The organism is Stenotrophomonas lacuserhaii (genome assembly GCF_039674585.1).
Classification (GTDB): domain Bacteria; phylum Pseudomonadota; class Gammaproteobacteria; order Xanthomonadales; family Xanthomonadaceae; genus Stenotrophomonas; species Stenotrophomonas pennii_A.
This window is the reverse complement of the sequence record NZ_JBDJNU010000059.1, coordinates 1-17,133: the sequence shown is the minus strand read 5'-3', so window position 1 is coordinate 17,133 and position 17,133 is coordinate 1. Positions and strand designations below refer to the sequence as shown.

The window sequence follows — 17,133 nt, the reverse complement described above, 5'->3', positions numbered from 1 at the left end:
CTGAGCGCCCCCCCCCAGCCCCCCGGGTGGTGGCGGCCGGGGGCCTTAATAAAAGGGTGGGTCGCGCCCCCGCCCCGTCCACTACCCACCACGCGTGACGACCAACGGTCCTCACCCACCGGGGCAGCCGCGGCTCCGGTAGCGCCGAGCCATGCTCGGCGGGAACCCACCGAAGCCGCCACCACCGAGGTGCGACCGTGAGCCGCCTGCGTGACAACCGCTGGGTGTTGCCGCTCAGCCTGGTGGTGGCACTGCTGCTCGGGCTGCTGCCGCTTCCGGTGCTGCTGCAGCCGCTGCGGCCCTACTGGTTGGCACTGGTGCTGGCCTACTGGGTCATCGAAGCGCCTGACCGGGTCGGCCTGGGCGTGGCCTTCGCCACCGGCGTCATCGCCGATCTGCTGTACGGCGGCGTGCTCGGCGAACAGGCGCTGCGGCTGGTGATCATGGCCTTCATCCTGCAGCGCTTCCGTGCCCGCATCCGCTTCTTCCCGATGTCCCAGCAGATCCTCGCCATCGGCGGCCTGCTGTTCAACGACCGCATCGTCAGTGCCGTGGTGCACGTGGTGGTGGGTGAGCCCACCCTGCCGTGGGCCTACTGGTGGGCGCCGCTGCTGGGCATGGCGCTGTGGCCGCTGGTGTTCGTGCTGCTGGATGCAGTGCGCTTCGGGCGGCGCGGGCGCTGACATGGACGCGCTGACATGAGTTCGCGCCGCGCGGTCAAGAATCCGCATGCCGAGGCCGAACAGTTCCGCCGTCGCGCGGCACTGGGGTTCCTTGGCGTGCTGCTGTGCCTGGGCGGGCTGGGCGGCTGGTATTTCAAGCTGCAGGTGATGGACCACGAGATCTACGCCACGCGCTCGGAGGCCAACCGCATCAAGCCGCGTCCGGTGGTGCCCGGCCGCGGCATGATCTACGACCGCAACGGCCGCCTGCTGGCCGAGAACGTGCCGGCGTTCCGCCTGGACGTCACCCCGGACAAGGTCAAGGACATGGACGCCACGCTGGCCGGGCTGGCGAAGATATTCCCCCTGAGCGCGGAGGAAATCGAGGCGTTCAACCGATCGCGCAAGGCGCGTCGCAGTTTCCTGCCGGTCACCCTGAAGCTGCGCGTCAGCGAAGAGGAGATGGCGCGCTTCGCGGTGGACCGCTGGCGCTTTCCCGGCGTGGAGCTGGAGCCCTACCTGACCCGTCGCTATCCCTTCGGCGATCTGTTCGCGCATGTCATCGGCTATGTCGGCCGGGTTGATGACAAGGACCTGGAGATGCTGGGGGAAGGCAACGCGGCCCTGACCCACATCGGCAAATCCGGGCTGGAACGTTACTACGAACAACAACTGCGCGGCCGGGTGGGCTACGAGCAGGTGGAGACCAACGTGCAGGGCCGTGCGATCCGGACCGTGGGCCGGGTGGCGGCGCAGTCCGGTACCGACCTGAAGCTTTCCATCGATGCCGACCTGCAGCGGGCGATGGTGGCCGCCTTCGGCGTGCAGGAAGGCGCGGCCGTTGCGATGGACCCCCGCACCGGCGAAGTGCTGGCGATGGTCAGCCTGCCTTCGTATGACGCCAATCTGTTCGTCAACGGCATTTCGCATGCCGATTTCCGCGCGCTCAACGACAACCCCTCGCGCCCGCAGTTCAACCGCCTGGTGCTGGGCGGGGTGGCGCCGGGTTCGACGCTGAAGCCGCTGATCGGCCTGGCCGGCCTGGATGCCGGGGTGCGCAAGCCGGAGGACAAGGTGCTTTCCACCGGCATGTTCTACCTGCCCGGCACCAGCCGCGGGTGGGGCGATGCGCATCGTGGCGGCCATGGTTGGACCGACCTGCGCAAATCCATCGCCCAGTCGGTCAATACGTACTACTACCGGCTGGCGCTGGACCTGGGGATCGAGCGCTTCGACCACTACATGGAGTACTACGGCTTCGGCAAGCCGACCGGTATCGACCTGACCGGCGAGATCGGCGGCATCCTGCCTTCGCCGGCGTACAAGGCCAAGACCCGCAAGGAACGCTGGTATCCCGGTGACACGGTGAACGTGAGCATCGGCCAGGGCGACTGGAAAGTGACGCCGCTGCAGCTGGTGCGCGGCGTCAGTGGCATCGCCAGTGGACAGCTGCGCACGCCGCACCTGGTGATGCAGCAGCGCGCCGGCTTCGACAGCGACTGGAGCATGACGCCGGCAAGTGAAACCAAGCCGCTCAGCCCCAATCCGAACAACGTGCAGGCGGTGCGCGAAGGCATGATGGCGACCATGCAGCCAGGCGGCAGCGGCGCGCGCATGGCCGCCGGGGCGCCGTATGTCATGGCCGGCAAGACCGGCACGGCGCAGGTGATCAGCCGCAAGGGCACGGCAGCCGTCGATCCGCGCAGCCTGCCGCTGCACCTGCGCCATCGTTCGCTGTTCGTCGGTTTCGCGCCGGCAGACAACCCGGTCATCGCCATCGCGGTGGCGGTGGAGGGCGGTGGCTACGGCGGTTCGGCAGCCGCGCCGATCGCGCGCAAGGTGTTCGATGCCTGGCTGCTGGGCAAGATGCCCGAGGGCGTGCTGCCGCTGGACGTGGAGCGTGGCAGCGTGGCCTTCGGTGCCACCGCTTTCGACAATGAAGACAGCAGCGCGCGCGCCAGCGGCGATGCCGCCGCGCTGGACGCCGGCGAGCTGCCGGTGCAGGTCGGTCCGCCGGTCGCGGAGCCCGCCGCCCCGGTAGCGCCGATCCATGATCGGCGGACGCTCTCCCCGGAGCCCGCCCGATGAAGGACTTCCTGCGCTGGGCCGGCGACATGCTGGTGCGCTTCTTCAGCACCCTGGACTGGATGCTGTGCGCGGCGCTCGGCGCCCTGATGGTGATCGGCCTGGCCACCTTGAAGAGCGCCGGGGGCGATGGCCTGGTCTTCGCCCAGGGGGCGCGCTTTGCGGTGGGCCTGGCGGCGATGTGGGGCATTTCGCGGGTGCCGATCCTGCGTATCCGCTCGGCCACGCCGATGATCTACGCCATTTCGATGATCCCGCTGCTGGCCGTTTTCGCCATCGGTACCGGCAAATACGGCCGCCAGTGGCTGGACCTCAAGCTGTTCTACCTGCAGCCGGCCGAACTGTTGAAGGTCAGCCTGCCGATGATGGTGGCCTGGTACCTGCACCGCATGCCGCTGCCGCCGCGCTTCAACACCGTGCTGGTCAGCATGCTGATCATCGGCGCGCCGACCGCGGCGGTGATGCTGCAACCGGACTTCGGCACCGGCGTGCTGATCGCCGCCAGCGGGGTGTTCGTGCTGCTGCTGGCCGGCCTGCCCTGGTGGTGGGTGGGGTTGGGCGTGGGCGGCGTGGCCGCGATCGCGCCGGTGGCCTGGTTCTGGCTGCTGATGCCGTACCAGAAAGACCGCATCATGATGTTCCTGGACCCGGAAATGGACGCGCTGGGCGCGGGCTGGAACATCATCCAGTCCAAGATCGCGATCGGATCCGGTGGGCTGGATGGCAAGGGCTGGGGGCAGGGCTCGCAGTCGCACCTGAACTTCATTCCCGAGCAGACGACGGACTTCGCATTTTCGGTGCTGAGCGAAGAGTTCGGCTGGATCGGCGTGGCGCTGGTGCTGGCCCTGTATCTGGTGGTGATCGGCCGCTGCCTGTGGATCGCCAGCCAATCGCGCGACTCTTATTCACGCCTGCTCGCCGGCGCCACCGGACTGGCGTTCTTCGTCTACGTGCTGGTCAACGGCGGCATGATTTCCGGCCTGCTGCCGGTGGTGGGCGTGCCGATGCCGCTGATCAGCTACGGCGGCACGTCGGCGGTTTCGCTGCTGGCCGGCTTCGGGCTGGTGATGGCGGTGCGCAGCCACAACCCGGTACATGGCGGCTACCGGTAGCGCCTGGCAGCGCCGAGCCATGCTCGGCGAGCGCAGCGGCGCGTCAGGACTCGGCCGAGCACGGGTCGGCGGCACCCAGCGCGATTCGTTGCCCTGCGATGAAGATTTCACACTTCAAGTGCGCAGTGGGTCACAGTTCCGAACATGGTTGATCCGAATCAATGGACTTGACGCAAACGGCCTGCACAATGGCGCCGGTCAGGCAGGGCGCGTTCATCTTTACGCCGACCATCTGACGAACCGCAGCACGACCTCACGTTTTGCCGCCTGCTCTGGGGAGATGCAGGGGGCAGCATTGGATGGTCCGTCAGGCCGGTTGCGCCCGTCGGGGGATGGGGGCGCAACCGGCTTGCTCGTTGCCGGTTTTCACGCAGGCTTCACATAGCGGGAGTGAATTAACCAATCCTTTGCTATTCATGGTGTTAGGGGTTTTATTTCATCCATGACCTGCTAACCTGCGGCGATGATCCGACGTACTCTGGCCTGCATGCTCACCCTCGGCCTGGTCGCTTGCGCGACCCAGCCGTCGAGTCCTCCGTCGCCTTCGCAGGCATCCGTGGCGCCGCACAAGCCAGCGCCCGGGCAGAACAAGGGACCGGCTGAAGCCGCGCCCGAATCGGCTGCGGCTACCGCACCGCCGGTTGATCTCACCCCTGTCCCGTTTGACATCGCGCGCGCCAACTTCATCCGCGACACCGCCGCCGCGCACAAGCTCGATCCGGCCTACCTCGCCAGCGTGCTGGACCAGGCGCAGGTGCGCCAGCCGATCATCGCCGCCATGTCGCGCCCAGCGGAGCGGGTGAAGCCGTGGAACGAGTACCGCCCGATCTTCATCAGCCAGGCGCGTATCGACGGCGGCAGGAAGTTCCTCGCCGAACACCGCGATGAACTGATGCGCGTACAGCAGCGCACCGGCGTACCGGCCGAAGTCATCGTCGCCATCATCGGCGTGGAAACCAGCTACGGCGGCAACACCGGCAATCACCGCGTGCTGGATGCGCTGTATACCCTGGCCTTCTATTACCCGCGCAGCGGCGACCCGGCCAAGCTGGAACGCGAAGTGCGCCGCGAACTGTTCTTCCGCGACGAACTGGCCAAGGCCTTCGTGCTGGCGCGCGACGAAAAGCTGGACATCACCACGCTCAAGGGCAGCTATGCCGGGGCGATGGGCATGGGCCAGTTCATGCCGTCCAGTTACCTGGATTTCGCCGTCGACGGCAACGGCGACGGTCGCCGCGACCTGTTCAACAGCTACGACGACGTGTTCTCGTCCATCGCCAATTACTTCGTCAAGAAGGGCGGCTGGGTGCGCGGCGGACAGGTTGCCGTGCCGGCCACGCTGGCGGCCGGCCGCGAAGAATTCAATCCGACCGAATGGACCCCGAGCTGGTCGCTGCAGGACCTGGCTGCACGCGGCTATACGCCGAACGCCGCCGTGCAGCCCGGCGCCACTGCCACCCCGATCACGCTGGAAGGCAGCACCGGCAAGCAGTACTGGCTGGGCTTCCAGAACTACTACGCCATCACCCGCTACAACATCTCCAAGATGTACGCGATGGCGGTGTTCCAGCTGTCGCAGGCCATCGCAGGACAGGAGCTGCCACCGGCATGAACATCAGATGGTGGGTCCCCGGAGCGTTGATCCTTGCGCTGGCCGCATGCAGCAGCGCGCCCAAAAAACCCGGTGGAACCGCCAGCACGGGCGGAAAGCCGGCCACCACGGTGGTGCAGGGCAAGGGCGGCGGCCGTCCCGCGCACTGCCCGGAAGGCTCCCCGTATGCGGCCGCGTCGGAAGACCTCGCCACCCGCGGCAACTACACCGCTGGCGGCCTGTACAAGCCGGGGGTCAAGGACACCACGCCGACCTACATCCCCAACGTGGCCTGCATCCCGGAGCCGGAAGTGCAGGCCCTGGCGCGCTCGGCCATCGGCAACCGCTCCCCGTATGAAGTGCTGGGCAAGAAGTACAAGGTGATGGACAGCACCCGGGGTTATGCCGAAAAGGGCACGGCCTCCTACTACGGTGCCAAGTTCCACGGGCGCCTGACCTCCAACCGCGAGGTCTATGACATGTACCAGTTCACCGCCGCGCACAAGACCCTGCCGCTGCCGAGCTTCGCCCGGGTGACGAACCTGGACAACGGCGAATCGGTGATCGTGCGGGTCAACGACCGGGGCCCGTTCCACGACGGCCGCGTGATCGATCTCAGCTACGCGGCTGCCGTGCGCCTGGGCATCACCCAGCGCGGCACCGGCAACGTGGAAGTGCGCGCGCTGCAGCCCGGCGAGGGCAACCTGCTGGCCGACGCCACGCCGACCCGTGCCGAACGCCGCGCCACCACGATGGTCGCCGCCACGGCGGCCGCGCCGTCGGCCATCGATGCGCTGGTGAACCGGCTGCCAGCCGAAGCACCGGCTGTGGCCACGCCGGCACCGGCGCCGCGTGCGGTGGCCGCCGCCGCAAAGACCCCCACCGGCGCCGAGGCCTACCGCTACCGCGTCGCCGACAGCGCCAAGCCCGGTTCGGCCGACAACTTCGACCGCTGGATGCGCGACAACAACGTGCGCGTAGCCACCGGCAAACCCGCCGCGCCGGTAGTGACGGCCGCTGGCCGTCAATCCCCTGAAGCCGGCCGTCAATCCCTGGCCGCAGGCCGTCAATCCGATAAACCCGCCGCAACCGCCCGTCCCGCCGCCATGGCAACCGCCGCCGCCGCGGCTCCGTCGCCCACGCTGTCCGAAAAAGTCCTCGGCAACGTGCTCCTGCAGGTGGCCAGCTTCGCCAGCCGCGACAACGCCACCCGCGCGCAGGGCCAGTTGACCGCTGCCGGCATCGTCGGCGCGACCATCAGCGACATCGCCGCTGGCGGCCGCACGCTGTGGCGCCTGCGCGTGCCGGCCAACGACCACGCCAATGCGACGGAACTTGCCGGCCGCATTGCCGGTCTGGGTTTCGGCGCCCCGCAGATCGTCAAGGAATGACGCCCCGCTGCGTGGCCTGAGGGCCCGCCGCGCCCCGCTTGCCGACCGCCTACAATGGCGGTCGTTTCCCCTTCCGACCTTGGCCGCTCCAGGAGCCTGCCCGCCCATGAAATTCCGTTTTGCCGCCACCGCGCTGGCCGCCACCCTGCTGGTGGGCCTGGCCCATGCCCAGACCCCGCTGCCGACCCCGGCCGCCCCGGCTGCGGCCACTGCACCGACCGCCGTGGCGACGCCGCCGGCCCCCGTCCCCAGCGTGTCCAAAGCCTGGATCCTGATGGACTACGCGTCCGGCCAGGTCCTCGCCGGTGAAAACGTCGATGCCCAGCTCGCCCCGGCCAGCATCACCAAGGTGATGACCAGCTACGTCGTTGCCGCCGAAGTGAAGAACGGCAAGGTCAAGCCCGACGACCAGGTGATGATGAGCGAACGCGCATGGCGCGAAGGCGGCGCCGGTACCGACGGCAGCTACAGCGGCTTCCCGGTCAACCAGACCGCGCGTCTGGAAGACATGGAAAAGGGCATGGCGATCCAGTCCGGCAACGATGCCGCGATCGCGTTGGCCGAACACGTGGCCGGCAGCGAAGAAGCGTTCGCGTCGCTGATGAACAGCTACGCCGCGAAGATCGGCATGACCAACTCGCACTTCGTCAACGCCCACGGCCTGACCGCCGAAGGCCACCACAGCACGGCGCGCGACCTGGCGCTGCTGGGCCGCGCGTTCGTGCGCGATTACCCGGAAACCTATGCCTACAACAAGGTGAAGGAATTCACCGTGGGCAACATCAAGCAGCCCAACCGCAACCTGTTGTTGTGGCGCGATGGCAGCGTGGACGGCATCAAGACCGGCCACACCTCCGCCGCAGGCTACTGCCTGATGAGCTCCGCGCAGCGCGGCGACCAGCGCCTGATCGCGGTGGTGCTGGGCGGCGCATCGGAGAAGCAGCGTGCCGACGACAGCCTGGCGCTGTTGAACTGGGGCTTCCGCTTCTTTGAAACCCACCGTCTGTACGAGCCGGGCAAGGTCGTCGCCGAGCACAAGGTATGGAAGGGCACTGCCGACACCGTGCAGCTGGGCGTGGCCCAGCCGATGCTGGTCAGCCTGCCGCGTGGCCGTTACAACGACCTGAAGCCGAGCATCGACGTGCCGAAATCGCTGGTCGCGCCGTTCACCGCCGGCCAGCAGATCGGCACGCTGAAGGTGACGCTGGATGGAAAGGTGGTCGCGCAGGCACCGCTGGTGGCGATCGCCGCGGTGGAAGAAGCCGGCTTCTTCAAGCGTCTGTGGCACAGCTTCTGGATGTGGTGGGAATCTGAATAACCGACGACGGTAGCGATGGCCGCTGGCCGTCATCCTCGTTATTCCCGGAAAGCCCGCGATGCGAATCGCGGGCTTTCTGCTGCCAAAGCAAACGCATGACGGCCAGCGGCCGTCACTACCGAAAGCAGCGGTAGCGCCGACCCATGGTCGGCGAGCGCAGCGGCAAACGGCAGAAGCATGACCACCAACGGTCGTCACCCACCAGCAGCGGTCGTCACCCACCGTCAGTCGCGTCCGATGGAGATGCGGCGCCGGCTGCATAGGATCGCGTGCCAAGGGGCGGCAGGTGTGTATCCGCCGGCGGCCTTCCCGCCGGCTTACAGTGAACGGCTGATGGTGAAGCTGCCGAAGATCGGCGACTGCCGCTGTCCGTCGAATTCCTTGGTGCTGTGGTACCGCGCCAGGGCGAATTTCCAACGCCCGCGCATCACCGCCAGGCCGTAGCCGCCCTGCGCCACGACCGCTTTTTTGTCGACGCTGTGGCTGTTGCGGAACGTGTTGCCATCCAGGGTGATATCGCGGATCACCCACGCCGCATCGGTGGTGGCGAACAGGTGCCACGACCAGCCGCTGGGCCTGCCGCCACGCGAGGGGGCGGTGTTTTCACCGGCCGGGCGCAGCGGCGTGCTGCCGAAGTCATCGGGGAGCTTCCAGCCGAAGCGCACCTCGCCACCCGCATTGAGATGGGTGGCCAGGTTGCCGACCGCGCCGCCGTAATGGCTGATCGCATCCCACCCCCAGCCGCTGGCGTTGCCGGTGGCGTCGCGCGGCCAGCGGTTCATCCGCTCATGGGTCAGCATCACCACCGGCTCGTTGTGCAGCTGGTTGTCCCAGCCCTGGAATTTGTCATCACCCAGCAGGTCGTGCACACCATCCTGCACTTCCTTGCCCAGTGCCCACGGACCGACGACGCCCAGCGTCAGCTGGGTGGTCTGCAGGTAATTGCCGCGCCGCGCGTTGTACCCGAAGCTGCCCACCAGCACGCCGGCATACGGGCGGTCATCTTCAATGACGTCTTTCCGGGTGAAGTCGCTGGGGGTGAAAATACCCTGGGCCACGCTGAAGATCATGTTCTGCTGTTCGAACTCACCGGGATGCAGCGCTTCCAGGTGGCTGTTCACCCAGCGCGCCAGGCGCGGCAGGCAGGGGTCATCGGTGAAGTCGACCAGGTTCGGGGACACGAAGGTGATCTGCGCACCATTGGTATAGCCCTGGTCCTGGTCGGCACCACCGAACAGGTCGTTGTCCACGCGGAAATTGATCTGCGGGGGATGATCGGCCAGCGCACTCTGGCTGCATTGATCGGCGGCGTGGGCGTGGGCGGGGAGGGCGAGGGCCATCAGGCTGGTCAGCCCGAGGGCTGCCGCGATACGCGTGGGGTGCATGGAAGTCCAGAGGGCTGTTTTGACGTTTTTCGCCTAAATACGGTAGCGCGGATGTGAAATCGGATCGACCGTCCTGGCCGGTCTGATCCGTTCCGTACGTGGACCTGCCCGGCACGCCTTCGTACCGTCCCACAGGTGGGTCATAAACCGTGATTGCCATCACGCTTTCGTAGGCTGAAAGGCGCTCAATTGGACCGCCGTTCAGCTGCGGTTGCCGTTGGCACAGCGGTGTTTTATCCTCTGCGCCGGCGCCAGAGGGCGCTGTTCAAGGATTCCGGCCTGCCACCACCGGCCTCTCTCAAACCCATGGATTGCGCGCCGCCTGCAACGGGCAGTCGCGCTGGACAACAGACATGACCCAACAGAATTCGTTTGCCACCCTCGTGGTCACCGCCGTGCTGGGCGCGGGCCTGATGGCCGTCAGTGCGCCCGCATCGGCTGGCCTGCGCGACAGCTTCAGTTCCAGCCGTACCTCCGCACAGGAGCAGAGCAAGCAGGGCCAGGCGCAGATCCCGGTCTGCACCAAGCCGCTGGGCTCGATTTCGGTGATCGAACCGGAAGACGTGGTGAACTGGTGGACCGGCCAGCAGTTGCCGGCGCCGTCCAAGCTGATCAAGGTGTTCGTCAACAAGTCCAAGTGCTTCACCCTGGTCGACCGTGGCGTCGGCATGGCTGCTGCACAGGCCGAGCGCGCGCTGGCCGCGGAAGGCGAACTGCGCGGCCGTTCGAACATCGGCAAGGGGCAGATCCGCGCGGCCGACTACGTGCTGGTGCCGGACCTGATTTCGCAGAACAGCAACGCCGGTGGCAATGCGATCGGTGGCCTGCTGGGCGGGTTGATCGGTGGCAAGGCCGGCGCGGTGGTGGGCGGTTTGAACTTCCGCAGCAAGACCGCCGACGTCACCCTGACGCTGACCGACGTGCGCTCCTCCGAACAGGTCGCGATCGTGGAAGGCAACTCGAAGAAGACCGACCTGGGCTGGGGTGCCGGTGGCGGCCTGTTCGGCGGTGGCGGCATCGGTGCGATGGGCGTGGGCGGCTATGCCAACACCGAACTGGGCCAGGTCATCACGCTGGCCTACCTGCAGGCCTACACCAACATGGTCAGCGAGCTGGGCGGGCTGCCGGCCGATGCCTCCGCGGCCAACAGCAGCCAGGCGGTGACCATGCTGAAGGCCGGGCGCCTGCTGTCCAATTCCAAGGGCACCGGTGCGGCCGTACGCGACCTGGAACCGGGCATGCTGCTGTATCCCACCGGCCAGAAGGACGGCACGATGTGGGAAGTGGAAGACGAAATGGGCAACAAGGGCTGGGTCAATTCCACGTCCATGCAGCTGGCCAGGTAAGGCGCACGGCGGCCCTTGGCCGCCGTCGGCTGGTAGCGCCGGGCCATGCCCGGCGAGCGCAGCGGCAGGAGGCAAGGCGTGACGACCAACGGTCGTCACCCACCCGAAAGGCATGACGGCCAGCGGCCGTCACTACCGTTCCGCGCCCCCCTTGGGTTTGACCTCCAGCGGCCCGATAATGGGCGGATGGAAATCAAGTCCGACAATCCCGAACACGGCTTCCAGTTCCCCGGGCAGTTCGAGCTAAGCGCCATGGGCGCGGCCAACTCCGGGCTGGAAGTGGAACTCCCCAGGTTGCTGATGGCCGCCGGCATTGACGTGCTCAGCGAGCAGATCAGCTGGAAGCACTCGTCCAACGGCAAGTACGTGTCGGTGCGCATGGCATTCAGTGCACGTGACCGCGCCCAGTACGACCTCGCCCACGAGGTGCTGCGCGAGCATCCGGAAGTAAAGTGGACGCTCTAGCTCCCGTAGTGACGGCCGCTGGCCGTCAACCCGAGCCGGCAGTGACGGCCGCTGGCCGTCAATCGTCCCAGGGCCGTGAATCCCAACCCGCGATCGTCCGCGACCTCGGTCGCCAGCCCTACGAACCGGTCTGGCGCGCGATGCAGCGCTTCACCGACCAGCGCGACGACGACACTGCCGACGAACTATGGGTGGTCGAGCACGACCCGGTTTTCACCCTGGGCCAGGCCGGCAAGCCCGAACACGTGCTCGCCCCGGGTGACATCCCGGTAGTGAAAGTGGACCGCGGCGGCCAGGTGACCTATCACGGGCCCGGCCAGATCGTGGTCTACCCGTTGTTGCGCCTGCCGCGGCTCGGCATCGGGGTGCGTGATTACGTGTGCCGGATCGAACAGGCCATCATCGATACCCTCGCTGAGTGGAATATCGGCGCCGAACGCCAGGACGGCGCGCCGGGTGTGTACGTGGGTGGGGCCAAGGTGGCCGCACTGGGCATCCGGGTCCGCCGCGGCTGCACGTTCCATGGCCTGGCCTTCAACGTAGCGATGGACCTGGAGCCGTTCCGCCGCATCAATCCCTGCGGTTACCAGGGGCTGCAGGTGACCACGATGGTAGACTTGGGCGGGCCCTCCGGCATGGCAGCCGTCAAGCCCGTCCTGCTGGACAACCTGGCGCGCCAGTTCGGCCTGCACCTGCAGCCGTCCTCCACGCAGCCGGACCTGTCTGCCTGACCGAACCCATACCACGCGGCCCCGTTGCCGCCGGGAACACCATGACCGAACAGACTGCCCGCACCATTCCCCTGCAGATGCTGCAGGGCGATTCCGCTCCCGCCGCCGCGCCGTTGCAGGCCGGCGTCAAACAGCTGGGTGGTGACAAGATCAACCGCTCGCCGGTGCAGTTCGCCGACGCGCCGGTGCTGCGCAAGCCGTCCTGGATCCGCGTGCGCATTCCCTCCGGCAATGCGGTGCAGAACCTGAAGGCCAAGCTGCGCGAGAACCGCCTGGTGACGGTCTGCGAAGAGGCCAGCTGCCCCAACATCCACGAGTGCTTCAGCCACGGCACCGCGACCTTCATGATCCTCGGCGAGGTCTGCACCCGGCGCTGCTCGTTCTGCGACGTGGCCCACGGCCGACCCAAGCCGCCGGATGCCAACGAGCCGGCCACCCTTGGCCAGACCGTGGCCGACATGGGCCTGAAGTACGTGGTGGTGACCAGCGTCGACCGCGATGACCTGCGCGATGGCGGTGCCCAGCACTTCGTCGACTGCATCACCGCCATCCGTGAGAAGTCGCCGGGCACCCGCATTGAAGTGCTGACCCCGGACTTCCGCGGCAAGGGCCGCATGGAACGCGCGCTGGAAATCCTCGCGCAGAACCCGCCGGATGTGTTCAACCACAACATCGAAACCGTGCCGGACCTGTACCGCAACGTGCGTCCGGGCGCGGATTACCAGTGGTCGCTGACCCTGCTGAAGAACTTCAAGGCGCAGCACCCGGGCGTGCCGACCAAGAGCGGCATCATGCTCGGGCTGGGCGAGGAGTTCGAGCAGATCAAGGCCACCCTGCGCGACCTGCGCGCGCACGACGTGGACATGATCACCATCGGCCAGTACCTGCAGCCGACCGCGCACCACCACCCCGTGCTCAAGTACTGGACGCCGGAAGACTACAAGGCGCTGGAAGACTACGGCTACGAACTGGGCTTCAGCCACGTGGCGTCGGGCCCGATGGTGCGCTCGTCGTACCACGCCGACGTGCAGGCCAAGGGCGCCGGCGTCGCCTGAGCGGTTGCCGCTGCGTTCGCCGAGCATGGCTCGGCGCTACCGGGGTAGGGACGGCCGCTGGCCGTCCGCTTCCTGCTTCGGTGGGTGACGACCGTTGGTCGTCACGCTTCCGCTTTCGCCGCTGCGCTCGCCGAGCATGGCGATGCCGGCCTCCTGACCGGCACCCTCCGGGCCGTCGCAAGCGACGTTGGCAGCGGCTCCTGCCGCTGCCTTCAGCGCTACCCAGGTGCGGATCCTCGTTCACATGCTGCTACAGGACCCCGTCTACGCTGGAAACACGCGTTCCATGAACGCGGGTGACAAAGCGCGCAACTTTCGGCACTGTCGTGGTGTCTGTAATGCACGCAGTCTTCCTTTCGGCAAGGTGCCCTGAGCAATTCCATGAAATTCAAAGCCCCCGCATTCCTGATTGCCCTGGCACTCACCGCACCGCTGGCGCTGTCGGCGCAGGCAGACGGGCCGGCGCTGCCGGCCGCCGCCACCGCCGACCAGGCGACCACCTCCAAGCTGGTCTACGGGCTGCTGTCCGACAGCCGTTATGCCTACCGGCCGCGCGCGCTGGATGAGGCTACCTCCAAGGACGTCTTCAAGCGTTACCTGGAGACCCTCGACGGCGGCAAGCAGTTCTTCACCCAGGCCGACGTGGCGAAGTTCGCCCCGTTCGAGGCCGGCATCGCCACGGCCATCCGCGGCGGCGAACTGGAGCCGGCCTTCCAGGTGTTTTCCGTGTACAAGCAGCGCGTCGGCCAGCGGGTGGGCTATGCACGCAATCTGCTGAAGCGCGAGCCGGATTTCAGCACCGACGAAAAGTTCGAGTACGACCGCAAGGACGTGCCGTGGGCCACCAGCGATGCCGAGCTGGATGAACTGTGGCGCAAGTCGGTGAAGAACGATTGGCTGCGCCTGAAGCTTGCCGGCAAGAAGCCGGACGAGATCCGCACCACGCTGGACAAGCGCTACGCCACGTTGGAAAAGTCGGTCAACGAGCTGAAGGGCGAGGACGTGTTCCAGTTCTTCCTGAACGCCTATACCAGCGCCGTGGATCCGCATACCGATTACTTCACCCCGCGCACCGCCGAGAACTTCAACCAGGCGATGTCGCTGTCGTTGGAAGGCATCGGCGCGCAGCTGCAGCGCCAGGATGACATGGTGGTGATCCGCGAGATCATCGCCGGTGGCCCGGCGGCGGTGAACGGCAAACTCAAGCCCGGTGACCGTATCGTCGGCGTCGGACAGGGCACCTCCGGTCCGATCGAAGATGTGATCGGTTGGCGCATCGATGACGTGGTCGCGAAGATCCGCGGCAGCAAGGACACCCAGGTCCGGCTGGAGTTCATCCCGGCCGAAGAGGGCGTGGACGGCAAGCATCACACCCTGGTCCTGACCCGCCAGAAAGTGCGACTGGCCGAACAGGCAGCCAAGGGCGAGACCCTGACCATCCCGGCCAAGGACGGAGCGCCCGAGCGCAAGGTCGGCGTGATCAAGCTGCCGACGTTCTACCAGGATTTCGAAGGCCGTCGCCGCAACGCGACCGACTATGCATCGGCGACCCGCGACGTGGCCAAGCTGCTGGCCGGTTTCAAGACCGACAAGCTGGACGGCGTGGTGCTGGACCTGCGCAACAACGGCGGCGGTTCGCTGGATGAAGCGATCGAGCTGACCGGTCTGTTCATCGAGCAGGGCCCGGTGGTGCAGGTGCGCGAATCCGGTGGCCGCGTCACCGTCAACAGCGATCGCAGCGAAGCGGTGGCGTGGGACGGTCCGCTGGCGGTGCTGATCAACCGCGGTTCGGCCTCGGCGTCGGAGATTTTCGCCGGTGCCATCCAGGACTACGGTCGTGGCTTGGTGATCGGTGAGACCACCTTCGGCAAGGGCACCGTGCAGAACATCGTCGACCTGGACCGCTGGCCGAGTGGTGAAGCCCAGCGCTTCGGCCAGGTCAAGCTGACCATCGCGCAGTTCTTCCGGGTCAGTGGCAGCAGCACCCAGCACAAGGGCGTGGTCCCGGACCTGGCCTTCCCGGCCAGCGTGGATGCCAGCGAGTTCGGCGAAAGCACCTACGACAACGCGTTGCCGTGGACCCGCATCGCCGCCGTGCCACATACCCAGTACGGCAACTTCGGCCCGCTGCTGCCCAAGCTGGAAAGCCGCCACGACACGCGCATTGCCGCTGACAAGGAGTTCCAGTGGTGGAACGAGGACGTGCAGCAGTTCCGCGAGGAGAAGGCCAAGAAGTACATCTCGCTCAACGAGGCCGAGCGCCGCACCGAACGTGAGCGCCAGGACAAACAGCGCGCCGACCGCCAGGCCGTGCGCAAGGAGCTGGGCCTGGACCTGGATCCGCTCGCTGATGACAGCAACGACGACGGCCTGACCGGCAACGAGCGCGACATCGTCAAGGATGCCGCCCGTGAGAAGGCCGCGGAAAAGCGTCCGGACCCGCTGCTGCGCGAATCGGCGGCGATCCTGGCCGACGCGGTGAACCTGCTGGAAGAGGACCGTCCGCTGTCCGCCCAGGTGCTGCCGCAGTCCACCGGGGCAGGTCGCTGGGCTGACTGAGGCGCAGCCCAACCCTGCTGCAACGCAATCGAGGAAAAGAGCCGGCCACCCAGCCGGCTCTTTTTGTTGGCCCGGGTAGATTTGCTGGCTGCGGCGCGTTTTGGCCCCCCAGTCAGGTATAGAGTGCGGCTGCCGGACCCTCGCTCGCGCGTCGGGTCCGTTGCCCATCGCTGTTGTCTTCGACCGCTGCATATCTGCTCCAGGAGCTGTTTATGAACGTCGTCAGCAGGACTTCCTACGAACGCGCACTTGCTCCGTCCCTCTCCGTGCTGGCCGCAACGCTGGCCCTTGCGTTGGCGCCTGTCGCGCAGTCCAGCGTTTTCTACGTCGACAACGCCGCCGACGGCGCCTGCAACCGGATCGCCGATGATCCTGCTGCGCCCGGGCGTTATGGCTCTGGCAGCTTTGCCAACTGCGGAATCGCCAGCGTTGCCGAACTGCTGGAAGAGTCTGCGGGCGGCAATGCGGGGGGTTCGATGGTGCTCAATGCCAACGGCCTTTTCCTCAACAACCGCATGGAGCTCAATGGCACCCTGGGGCTTAATGGCAACAAGCTGTTGGGGCTGGCGGCCGGGAGCGTTGCCGCCGGCAGTACCGAGGGCATCAACGGGGACCAGTTGGCAAGCACCAATGCCACGGTGGATGCGCTGAGCGCGCAGTTGATCAGCATCGATGCTGCGGCGGTGGATGATACCTACATCAAAGTCAATGGGACGGTGGCGTCGACCCGGTCGGGTACGAATTCAATCGCCATCGGAAATGCGGCCAGTACGACCAGCAACGGCGCGGTCGCACTGGGAAATGAAACAGAAGCCGGTCTGTCTTCCGTTGCCATCGGCCACCTCGCCAAGGCACCTGTTCAACTTGGGATCGCAATCGGATCCGAAGCAACGCTGACGGGCAATCGAGGCATCGCGGTGGGTAATGAATCCACTGCATTCACCCAGGCGACTGCCGTTGGTTACGGTGCAAAAGCGCTGAGCCAGGATGCCACTGCGATCGGTCGGGGTGCGCGCGTCGATGAGTTGGCGGCAAACGGCATGGCGCTCGGTCTGAACGCCACCGTGTCAGCGAACGACGGCGTTGCAATCGGACGTGATTCGGCGGCGACGGCGGTGCGTACGGTGTCAGTAGGCAATGCGACCTTGCAGCGTAGAGTTGTGAACATGCAGGCCGGCAACGTGGCGTCGGACAGCACCGATGCGATCAACGGCTCGCAGCTGTTCGCCACCAACGCGCGGGTGGGTACGGCGGAAACCAACATCACGACCAACACGACCAGCATCGGTGGACTGACCACGCGTGTCGGCACGGCCGAAACCAACATCACGACCAATACGTCCGACATCACCAACCTGACCAGCGTGGTCGACGGACTGTCCTCCGGCACCGCCGGCCTGGTGACTTTCGACGACCCCAGCAGCACGGTGAAA

The 17,133-nt window shown here is 66.7% G+C and carries 12 protein-coding genes and 1 pseudogene; 12 read left to right on the top strand and 1 reads right to left on the bottom strand.

Features of this window, described 5'->3' with window-relative positions:
- Positions 1-197 precede the first annotated feature (197 nt).
- The 6 genes from mreD to ABE522_RS16480 all read left to right on the top strand — a co-directional run bounded on the left by mreD (position 198) and on the right by ABE522_RS16480 (position 8,159).
- Complete coding sequence (gene mreD, locus ABE522_RS16505) at positions 198-683, top strand: rod shape-determining protein MreD (RefSeq protein ID WP_346592633.1); 486 nt, start codon at positions 198-200, stop codon at positions 681-683.
- 15 nt (positions 684-698) lie between these two features.
- Positions 699-2,750: a penicillin-binding protein 2 gene (gene mrdA / locus ABE522_RS16500; protein WP_346592632.1), complete on the top strand. Its 2,052-nt coding sequence runs from the start codon at positions 699-701 to the stop codon at positions 2,748-2,750.
- Positions 2,747-3,859, top strand: a complete 1,113-nt coding sequence (gene rodA / locus ABE522_RS16495) for a rod shape-determining protein RodA (RefSeq protein ID WP_346592631.1) — start codon at positions 2,747-2,749, stop codon at positions 3,857-3,859. Before mrdA ends, rodA begins: the two co-directional genes overlap by 4 nt.
- A gap of 463 nt (positions 3,860-4,322) precedes the next feature.
- Positions 4,323-5,471, top strand: coding sequence for a lytic murein transglycosylase B (mltB, locus tag ABE522_RS16490; protein ID WP_346592630.1), 1,149 nt, complete (start codon positions 4,323-4,325; stop codon positions 5,469-5,471).
- Positions 5,468-6,841: a septal ring lytic transglycosylase RlpA family protein gene (locus tag ABE522_RS16485; protein ID WP_346592629.1), complete on the top strand. Its 1,374-nt coding sequence runs from the start codon at positions 5,468-5,470 to the stop codon at positions 6,839-6,841. Before mltB ends, ABE522_RS16485 begins: the two co-directional genes overlap by 4 nt.
- A gap of 106 nt (positions 6,842-6,947) precedes the next feature.
- Positions 6,948-8,159 carry a D-alanyl-D-alanine carboxypeptidase family protein gene (locus ABE522_RS16480; protein WP_346592628.1) on the top strand — a complete coding sequence of 404 codons (1,212 nt, stop codon included), beginning with the start codon at positions 6,948-6,950 and terminating at the stop codon, positions 8,157-8,159.
- 317 nt (positions 8,160-8,476) lie between these two features.
- Here ABE522_RS16480 and ABE522_RS16475 read toward each other — a convergent pair whose 3' ends face one another.
- Positions 8,477-9,544: a lipid A deacylase LpxR family protein gene (locus ABE522_RS16475; RefSeq protein WP_346592627.1), complete on the bottom strand. Its 1,068-nt coding sequence runs from the start codon at positions 9,542-9,544 to the stop codon at positions 8,477-8,479.
- A gap of 353 nt (positions 9,545-9,897) precedes the next feature.
- Here ABE522_RS16475 and ABE522_RS16470 point away from each other — a divergent pair, with 353 nt between their 5' ends.
- The 6 genes and pseudogenes from ABE522_RS16470 to ABE522_RS16445 all read left to right on the top strand — a co-directional run.
- Positions 9,898-10,890, top strand: a complete 993-nt coding sequence (locus ABE522_RS16470; RefSeq protein ID WP_346592626.1) for a CsgG/HfaB family protein — start codon at positions 9,898-9,900, stop codon at positions 10,888-10,890.
- Between the two features lie 186 nt (positions 10,891-11,076).
- Positions 11,077-11,355 (top strand): DUF493 family protein, encoded by a 279-nt coding sequence (locus ABE522_RS16465; protein ID WP_346592625.1) that lies wholly within the window; start codon positions 11,077-11,079, stop codon positions 11,353-11,355.
- A 41-nt stretch (positions 11,356-11,396) separates the two neighbouring features.
- On the top strand, positions 11,397-12,086 hold the full coding sequence (lipB, locus tag ABE522_RS16460) for a lipoyl(octanoyl) transferase LipB (protein ID WP_346592624.1): 690 nt from the start codon (positions 11,397-11,399) through the stop codon (positions 12,084-12,086).
- A gap of 41 nt (positions 12,087-12,127) precedes the next feature.
- Positions 12,128-13,141, top strand: a complete 1,014-nt coding sequence (gene lipA, locus ABE522_RS16455; protein WP_346592623.1) for a lipoyl synthase — start codon at positions 12,128-12,130, stop codon at positions 13,139-13,141.
- A 381-nt stretch (positions 13,142-13,522) separates the two neighbouring features.
- Complete coding sequence (locus ABE522_RS16450) at positions 13,523-15,700, top strand: carboxy terminal-processing peptidase (protein ID WP_346592622.1); 2,178 nt, start codon at positions 13,523-13,525, stop codon at positions 15,698-15,700.
- 212 nt (positions 15,701-15,912) lie between these two features.
- Positions 15,913-17,133, top strand: a pseudogene (locus ABE522_RS16445) (hypothetical protein); the annotation flags it as partial.